The organism is Flavobacterium columnare NBRC 100251 = ATCC 23463 (assembly GCF_002530675.1).
Lineage (GTDB): Bacteria > Bacteroidota > Bacteroidia > Flavobacteriales > Flavobacteriaceae > Flavobacterium > Flavobacterium columnare.
This window is the reverse complement of record NZ_PCMX01000177.1, coordinates 1-1,536: the sequence shown is the minus strand read 5'-3', so window position 1 is coordinate 1,536 and position 1,536 is coordinate 1. Positions and strand designations below refer to the sequence as shown.

General features: G+C 26.4%; 1 protein-coding gene. It reads left to right on the top strand.

The genetic code is table 11. The features are described from left to right. Window positions 1-294 precede the first annotated feature (294 nt). Window positions 295-945: a hypothetical protein gene (locus B0A78_RS14155; RefSeq protein ID WP_123906704.1), complete on the top strand. Its 651-nt coding sequence runs from the start codon at window positions 295-297 to the stop codon at window positions 943-945. Window positions 946-1,536: the final 591 nt, after the last annotated feature.

Genomic DNA, 1,536 nt, shown 5'->3' with positions numbered 1-1,536 from the left:
ATCGCTGTGTCTTTCTCTTTTTTAGATATTGAAAATATAAATGACTCTTTTTATAATAAATTAAAGTTTACTTTTTGAAAAATATCAGATTTTTAAAACTTACATAGTCATCTTATAAGCTTAACACAAAAGTTTCTATTCTTAAGCTTGTACACGCACTGTTTGGTATTTTTTTAGTACCTTTGAAGTATAAATACTCCCCAAAAATCTACTTCCAAAATACTGCTTTGAGTAATGCCTGAATATTTAGCATACGCTATTTTCAGGAATAAACTTAATAAGACAGATAAACGCATGAAAAAATCAATTTTACTCTTTTCATCATTACTAGCTATTGGATGTAAAACGGATAATTATTCTATTGAGAAAATGAAAACTCCAAATTTTTCTCAATCTACAGAACAATTTAGTACTACTGATGAATCTAATGAGGAAGACAATACGCCTTATTTGATTCCTTCGGAGAAAAAGAAATTCCCTTTTATTATTGATCAAAAAGTTTACAATGAATTAATTGATCTTGATAGCCCATATATTGCTATCAAAGACTCTAATGTTATTAATAAATTGTTAACACCAAAACATAAAAAAGAACTTATTTCTTTAAGCAAAAACTCTAATTTGTTAAAAAAATATAGTTTTACAAAAATTGGGGAACGAAAAATTAAAGATTTTAAAGTTACTTTTTTTTCGTCTCGTTATCATGGAAATCGAAAATTTATAACCATTTTTGCTAATGTAACAAAAGAAAATTCTAGCAAAATTATAGATTCAAAAAAAGTTGGTGATTATTATTCTTATGCAGGTATAGGAGGAAGTAAGCTAGTTACTTTAGTCATGCATAAAACAGGAAAAATAGAAATCACCACAATGGTTGATAAAGACAAACCCGTCATGAAAAATTTAATAATTGGAATGAATGGAAAAATTGTGGCAACAAGATAATATTCTTTAAAAAAACTTATAAGGATATTTTAAAAAATAGCATCGTCAAAAATTTGAATTCTTTTTGTTAATTCCTGATACGAAGTTATTCATTACGCTATTTACAGAGTCCTAAATTAAAATGTTTCGAATTACATCATTTAACCCAGATTACGCTTTATAAATTTATTACAGATAAAAATGCCTTGAATCTAAAAAAACAATCCATTTTTGTCTTCAATTTAGCAAAACTATAGCTTCGGGAGAAAATTTCCGTACTTTTCTTTTTTGATTTACACCTTCATAAGAAAGGCTAACGCATAATCTGGGTTTAATATTCCACTTTTCTAGATAAACCAATTGGTTTATCTATTAATTAGAATAACAGCTAATCACCGTGTCTGTAAATTTAATCTTTTAGTTGTAAACTAAACTACCCCCTCTTTTGATGTTTTTAATAGATTATTGACCTTTTAAATCAATTAAACAACACTGTCTATTAGAAAAAACAACTCTTCAAAGAAAGACTACAAACCCTTTCTTCTGTTTTAAAAAACCCTTTTCTATTAGGAAAAAATTAATTATAAAAACTAATTTAACCCAGATTACGCA